The sequence below is a fragment of the Brevundimonas sp. SL161 genome (assembly GCF_049896985.1).
In the GTDB taxonomy this organism is placed as follows: Bacteria; Pseudomonadota; Alphaproteobacteria; order Caulobacterales; family Caulobacteraceae; genus Brevundimonas.
In genome coordinates this window covers 24,340-30,339 of record NZ_JAFCVJ010000029.1, presented here as the reverse complement: position 1 = coordinate 30,339, position 6,000 = coordinate 24,340, and the positions used below count along the sequence as shown (strand labels likewise).

At 67.3% G+C, this 6,000-nt stretch carries 5 protein-coding genes, 1 tRNA gene and 1 pseudogene; 3 read left to right on the top strand and 4 right to left on the bottom strand.

Going from position 1 to position 6,000, the window contains the following annotated elements:
• Positions 1-118 (top strand): annotated as a pseudogene (locus ACP7AU_RS15200) (IS5/IS1182 family transposase); the annotation flags it as partial.
• Here the strand turns inward: ACP7AU_RS15200 and ACP7AU_RS15195 are convergent.
• A complete protein-coding gene (locus tag ACP7AU_RS15195; RefSeq protein ID WP_426034927.1) occupies positions 115-291 on the bottom strand; it encodes a hypothetical protein in 177 nt (58 codons plus the stop codon). The pseudogene ACP7AU_RS15200 and the gene ACP7AU_RS15195 overlap by 4 nt on opposite strands.
• A gap of 94 nt (positions 292-385) precedes the next feature.
• On the opposite strand from ACP7AU_RS15195, the gene ACP7AU_RS15190 reads away from it, so the two are divergent.
• Positions 386-460 (top strand) — tRNA-Thr (locus tag ACP7AU_RS15190).
• A gap of 79 nt (positions 461-539) precedes the next feature.
• Here ACP7AU_RS15190 and ACP7AU_RS15185 read toward each other — a convergent pair.
• The 3 genes from ACP7AU_RS15185 to ACP7AU_RS15175 form a co-directional block, all read right to left on the bottom strand.
• Complete coding sequence (locus tag ACP7AU_RS15185) at positions 540-1,142, bottom strand: hypothetical protein (RefSeq protein ID WP_426034925.1); 603 nt, start codon at positions 1,140-1,142, stop codon at positions 540-542.
• Between the two features lie 88 nt (positions 1,143-1,230).
• Positions 1,231-1,722 carry a peptide-methionine (R)-S-oxide reductase MsrB gene (gene msrB / locus ACP7AU_RS15180; RefSeq protein WP_426034923.1) on the bottom strand — a complete coding sequence of 164 codons (492 nt, stop codon included), beginning with the start codon at positions 1,720-1,722 and terminating at the stop codon, positions 1,231-1,233.
• A gap of 266 nt (positions 1,723-1,988) precedes the next feature.
• Complete coding sequence (locus tag ACP7AU_RS15175; protein WP_426034921.1) at positions 1,989-3,479, bottom strand: hypothetical protein; 1,491 nt, start codon at positions 3,477-3,479, stop codon at positions 1,989-1,991.
• A gap of 162 nt (positions 3,480-3,641) precedes the next feature.
• On the opposite strand from ACP7AU_RS15175, the gene ACP7AU_RS15170 reads away from it, so the two are divergent.
• The gene (locus tag ACP7AU_RS15170; protein WP_426051943.1) at positions 3,642-5,636 is read left to right on the top strand and encodes a biotin carboxylase N-terminal domain-containing protein; all 1,995 of its coding nucleotides are present in this window, start codon (positions 3,642-3,644) and stop codon (positions 5,634-5,636) included.
• Positions 5,637-6,000 lie beyond the last annotated feature (364 nt).

Below are 6,000 nucleotides of genomic sequence, written 5' to 3'. Positions count from 1 at the left end.
GCTCAAACACAGCCGACGACTGGCTACCCGATACGACAAGACCGCCGACAGCTTCCTCGGCTTCGTCGTCGTCGCATCCATCCGACTGTGGATCAGACACTTTGTCCACACCACCTAGTTCTCCGGCCTGTCACGCTTCGGCTGAACTGCCTTGCGTCGCCTCAGATTGTCCCGCAGCGCCCTAGCGAGCCGTACCGTGCGTTCGGCCCGTTCGATCTCTGCCGGCGTCCGGAGCGCGGGCGGCGTCGCATCGGCGGACGTCGGCGTCGAGGACTCGGGCGGCTTGGTCATGACTTCACTCAGCCTCGGGAAAAGTTTCGGGGCAAGGGAAAATGGGCTTCCCCCCCGGCAGTTGAGTGGCTATACGGCCGCTTCCTCGGAACAGGCCGCCGTAGCTCAGTGGTAGAGCGCATCCTTGGTAAGGCTGAGGTCGTGGGTTCGATTCCCCCCGGCGGCACCATTCCGAAACGATAAGGCCCGGTCGCGAGACCGGGCCTTTTTGGTTTTCAGTCCACGCCGTGCGTGCAGGCGGTTGGCTCTCAGTCCTCGGCGGTCAGGGAGGGCGCCCGATCGCGCCGCCCCTTGTCCTCATCCCAACTGAAGCCGATCGACATCGACCGCGAACGGCCCTGCGAGCCGTAGAGCGAATCATAGACGCCATAGGGCCGGATCCGCGAGCCATAGCCATAGCCAACATCCCCATAGCCGTATTCGCCCGGATAGCCGTAGGCGCCGTAGCCGTAACCCGGATAGCCATAGCCGTTCTTCGTCTGACTGTAGGCCAGGTCCAGCCGGCCGTTCTCGCCGATCGGCAGGGATACGCCGACCGACACGGAGGAATAATCGTTCGTCCCGATCGAGCCGCTGACGAAGCCGTGCATCTTGCGGTCGTCCTGCGGGCCCGAGGCCACAGCGAACGGCTCCGATTCGGGCGCACGGGCGGCGACCCAGCGGTCGATCTGGTCGCGCGTGGTCAGATTGTGAGGGGCCACGGCGACCACCTGGGCCGCCTCGGGCCGCGCGTCGGTGGTCGGCGCCTCGGCCCCCACCATCACCGCGCCGGCTCCGCGCGGAGCCGTGGTCACCACGCCGTCAGGATCCTCGGGCGCGAGGATGGCGGCCAGGGCGAGAGCGATCAGCATGGGCGGGACTCCGGACTGGCGACTATCCTAACGCGGATTGAGGCCGGACCGTGATGGTGAAGTTTCAGCCCCATCTTGGTTGAGGCGATCACGCCACCCCGTCGCCGCGCCCCAGCGGGTCGGGCAGAGGCCGGCCCTCCTCCACGAACGACAGGGCCACAGAGTTGATGCAGTAGCGCAGGCCGGTCGGCGGCGGGCCGTCCGGGAACACATGCCCCTGGTGGCTGCCACAGCGGGCGCAGGTCGTCTCGACGCGCACCATGCCATAGGCGCGGTCCTCGATCGCCGTGATGTGATCCTCGCTGACCGGCTGGGTGAAGCTCGGCCAGCCCGTGCCGCTCTCGAACTTGGTCGTCGCCTTGAACAGCGGCAGGCCGCACTCACGGCAGACGAACACCCCCGCCCGCTTCTCGCCCAGCAGCACGCCACAGAACGGCGCCTCGGTGCCGTGCGACAGCAGGACCCGCTTCTCCTCGGCGTTCAGATCGGCCTCCAGCGCCACGCGCTGGCCCTCACTGGGCGGCGTCAGGTCGTATCCAGCGGCGGACAGGTTCGGACGGGTATCGGTGATGTCGGTCATGGACGGGAAATGGGAACCGTTACCCAGGGTTCCAAGAGGGCCCGGTCTTCTCCCTCCCCCTCGGGGCAGGGTGGTCGAAGCGAAGCAGAGACCGGGTGGGGGCGGCAAGGGAAATCCCCGCTGTCGTGTGTCCGGATCGCTCTGCCGCCCCATCCGGTCGCTATGCGACCCCCTTCCCCGAACGGGGAGGGAGACGACCATGCCGCAAAAGAAAAGGCCGGGCGAGGTTTCCCCCGCCCGGCCTGATCTCGGTCGTTCAGCCTGAATCAGCCGCCGAACAGCGTCCCCACCCAGGTCCGCACGGCGTTCTCGTCCGCCGGGTTTCCGGTGTAGGTCAGCCCCTGCGCCGGGGTGAATGGCTGGTTGTTAGCGCGCTGGCGGCTGGTCCAGGCCTTGTGGCCATAGCTCAGGTCCGAGTAGTTGGACGGCAGGCGAGCGACGGTCGGTTCGATGAAGATGGTGTCCGTAGCCGTGGTCGAGCCGACGAGGCGCACGTTCGGCAGGCGCGTCAGCAGGTCCAGCGTGTCCAGGCAACCGCCCGAGCAGCCTGCGTCCACCAGAACCACGACCGGGCCCTGAACGGGGTTTGCCGCGCCCGTGTCGGCGACGGCGGCGCGTCCGGCCAGGGTGAAGGTCTGCTGACCGGCGGCGATGGCCGTGTCGAAGGCGGCGACGATTTCCTGCGTCTGGGCGATCACCGGCGCGGCTTCCTGGACGAAGCGCGGATCGGCCTGCATCCGGCCCAGGGTCTCGGCGTACCAGGTGCGGTTGCCCGGGGTGGCGCGATAGGTGATCTCGCCGGCAGCCGGCTGGCGGCTGACGGTGAACTCAGGGGTCCAGATGCGGTTGGCCAGCCCATAGCCGCGCGCCGTCGACGTGTAGGCCGAGGAACCTCGCGCCGCCCGCAGGTCCAGCACGAAGCCGGCCGGAGCCCGCAGCGCGCCCGCCTGGCCTTCGACCAGCGAGTTGAAGGCATCCCAGCCGGCGCTGTCGGCGAACGAATGGACGTGCACCCACGGACGGCCGTTGACGGTCTCGACGTTCAGCGGTGTCGCGGGCGGCATATAGACGGTGGCGCGATAGGCGGCTTCGAGGTCGCCGGCGACCAGCGGCATGGGGCGCAATTCGGCGGCGCGCGGACGACCGCGATCACCGCGCTTGAATTCGCAGGTCGAGGGCGTGCCCGCCGCGAACGGGTTGTTGCGGTTCCACAGCAGATACGGCGCCGAGGTAACGCGACCAGCCTCGGTGTCTAGGTTGCCTTCCCACTTGTCGAGCTTGGCGCGAGCGTACTCTTCGATGGGCGTCAGGTTGCAGCTGACGACGATGTCGCCGATGCGCGGCGCGTTGCGCACGCCCTGTTTCACATAGGTCACTTCATAGCGGCCGTTGCGCCAGCCGGTGGTGATCCCCGTCCAGCTGATGCCGAAATACGGGCCCAGGCCTTCGAACGACGGCGTGATGGCGATGTTCGAATCGCGGAAGCCGCCGGCGTAGTAGCGCATCAGATAGGCGTGGGCGTCGCCCGAGTTGACCTGGCCAATCCGGCCGTTGGCGTCGGCCAGACCGGCGTCAATCCAGCTGCGGAAGGTGTCTCCGGCCGCGCCGGGGATGACGGCGGCGGGGTGGTTGTCACGCAGCGCGTCATGCGCCGCCTGCAGGTCGGTGCGGGCCAGGGCGCGGAAATCCTGCGCGGTGGCGGTCCCCGCGACAAGCAGGAAGGCGGCCGCCGAAACGGCGGTCAGAAAGCGGGTCATAAACGAACTCCAGGCGGGGGATGCGAATGGTTCGGCCGCGAGTTAAAGCCGATACACCCCGACCTTGCCAACCCAGAACGGCAGCCTTGTGACGCTTCGCCCGACGGGCGAGCCTGTATCCCGCCGTTTACACGCCCGCAGCGCCCGCCTACGAACCGCTTCATGTTTTCCAAGATCCTGATCGCGAACCGGGGCGAGATCGCCGTCCGGATCATCAAGACCGCTCGCCGCATGGGCATCCGGACCGTCGTGGTCCACTCCGACGCCGACGCCGGCTCCATGGCCGTCGAGATGGCCGACGAGGCCATCCACATCGGCCCCTCCCCCGCCGCCGAGAGCTATCTGGTCCAGGACAAGATCGTCGAGGCCGTGCGCCGTTCGGGCGCCGAGGCGGTCCATCCGGGCTTCGGCTTCCTCAGCGAGAACCCCGTCTTCGCCCGCCGACTGGAGGCCGAGGGCATCGCCTTCATCGGTCCCAACTCCCACGCCATCGAGGCCATGGGCGACAAGATCACGTCCAAGAAGTTCGCGCACGCCGCCGGCGTCTCGACGGTCCCCGGCTACATGGGGCTGATCGAGTCCGACGAGCATGCCGTCCAGATCGCCAACGAGATCGGCTATCCGGTCATGATCAAGGCGAGTGCCGGCGGCGGCGGCAAGGGTATCCGCGTCGCCCACTCCGACGCCGACATGGCCGAGGGCTTCTCCGCCGTGAAGGCCGAGGCCCTGACCGCATTCGGAGACGACCGCGTCTTCCTGGAAAAGTTCATCATCGACCCTCGCCACATCGAGATCCAGGTCCTGGGCGACAAACACGGCAACATCGTCTCCCTGTTCGACCGCGAGTGCTCGATCCAGCGCCGCAACCAGAAGGTCATCGAGGAGGCGCCGTCTCCTCTGCTGGACGACGCGACGCGGAAAGCCATGTCCGAACAGGCGATCGCCCTGGCCCGCGCGGTGAACTACGACTCGGCCGGCACGGTGGAGTTCGTGGCGGGACAAGACCGCAGCTTCTTCTTCCTGGAGATGAACACCCGGCTCCAGGTCGAACACCCGGTCACCGAACTGATTACCGGCGTCGACCTGGTCGAACAGATGATCCGCTCCGCCGCCGGAGAGACCATGTCCTTCGGTCAGGACGACCTGAAGATCAACGGCTGGGCCATCGAGAGCCGCATCTACGCCGAGGACCCCTATCGCGGCTTCCTTCCCTCCATCGGCCGCCTGGTCCACTACGACCAGCCGGAAGAGGGCGAGCACGACAGCCCCATCGGGACCTACACGGTCCGCAATGATTCCGGCGTCCGCGAGGGCGACGAGATCTCCATGTTCTACGATCCCATGATCGCCAAGCTGAACACCTGGGCCCCGACCCGCCTGGGCGCCGTCGAGGGCATGGCCAGGGCGCTGGAGGACACCCACCTGCAGGGCGTCGGCCACAATGTCCCCTTCCTGGCCGCTGTCATGGACCAGGACCGCTTCAAGTCGGGCCAGCTCTCGACCTCCTACATCAAGGACGAGTTCCCCGACGGCTTCAAAGGCGCCGCTCCCGACCGCCGCCGGATCGACATCCTGATCGCCACGGCCGCCGCGATGAACGAGATCATCAGCGAACAGTCCGGCGACCCATCCGACCGCACAGACTGGATCGTCCTCATCGACCGCGACGCGCACGGCGTCACCCTGGGCTATGACGAGGAAGAGGCCCTGACGCTCGACCTCGCCGGCGAAGACCGCGCCCTCCAGCTCAACGAAATCGACTGGCGCCCGGGCCAGGCCCAGTTCCGCGCCGTCCTCGACGACGCGCCGTATACCGCCGAGGTCGCCCGCATCGCCGACGGCTTCCAGATCCGCACCGGCGCCACCAAAGCCCGCGTCCGCGTTCTCACTCCGCGCATGGCCGAGCTCTTCGCCCGCCTGCCCGAGAAACAGGCCGCCGACACCTCTAAACTGATCCAGTCCCCCATGCCCGGCCTCGTCGTCTCCATCGCCGTGACAGTCGGCCAGGAGGTCAAGGCCGGCGAGACCGTCGCCGTCATCGAGGCCATGAAGATGCAGAACATCCTCAAGGCGGAGCGGGACGGGGTGGTGAAAGCTGTCGGCGCCAAGGCCGGCGACCCGGTCGCGGCGGACGATGTACTGGTCGAGTTCGGATAGGCTTCCAACGAACAGGCGCCTGGCCCCCTTTCGTCAGTCCGGGCGAAAGCGCTTTCGCGCCGGAGAGCCGGAACTAGGCGGCGCACAGCAGCCAACCTGTCGCGCACACGGCTGACTCATCGCCGCCGCTCCGGGACTCCTCCGCGCTGCGCCCGGCATGTCAAAAAGGGTATGGCTTCGCGAGCGGGAGGTCGCTCTCAGCCCCGCAGCCGTCGCCATGATGCGATGTTCGCTTCCGACGGATACTGTGAAAAAGTCCCGTGGCCAGCCGTGATCGGCCCATTTCGGCTGGAGCCATGACCATATTGCCGCCGGGCGATCGGTTATCTACGTATTGGCAAGTGTGCATAGCCTAGCCTGCGGA

What these genes read in the sequence shown, in the direction of transcription:
- msrB (WP_426034923.1), bottom strand. Translation starts at nt 1,722, where the DNA reads ATGACCGACATCACCGATACCCGTCCGAACCTGTCCGCCGCTGGATAC.
- ACP7AU_RS15185 (WP_426034925.1), bottom strand. Translation starts at nt 1,142, where the DNA reads ATGCTGATCGCTCTCGCCCTGGCCGCCATCCTCGCGCCCGAGGATCCT.
- ACP7AU_RS15175 (WP_426034921.1), bottom strand. Translation starts at nt 3,479, where the DNA reads ATGACCCGCTTTCTGACCGCCGTTTCGGCGGCCGCCTTCCTGCTTGTC.
- ACP7AU_RS15195 (WP_426034927.1), bottom strand. Translation starts at nt 291, where the DNA reads ATGACCAAGCCGCCCGAGTCCTCGACGCCGACGTCCGCCGATGCGACG.
- ACP7AU_RS15170 (WP_426051943.1), top strand. Translation starts at nt 3,642, where the DNA reads ATGTTTTCCAAGATCCTGATCGCGAACCGGGGCGAGATCGCCGTCCGG.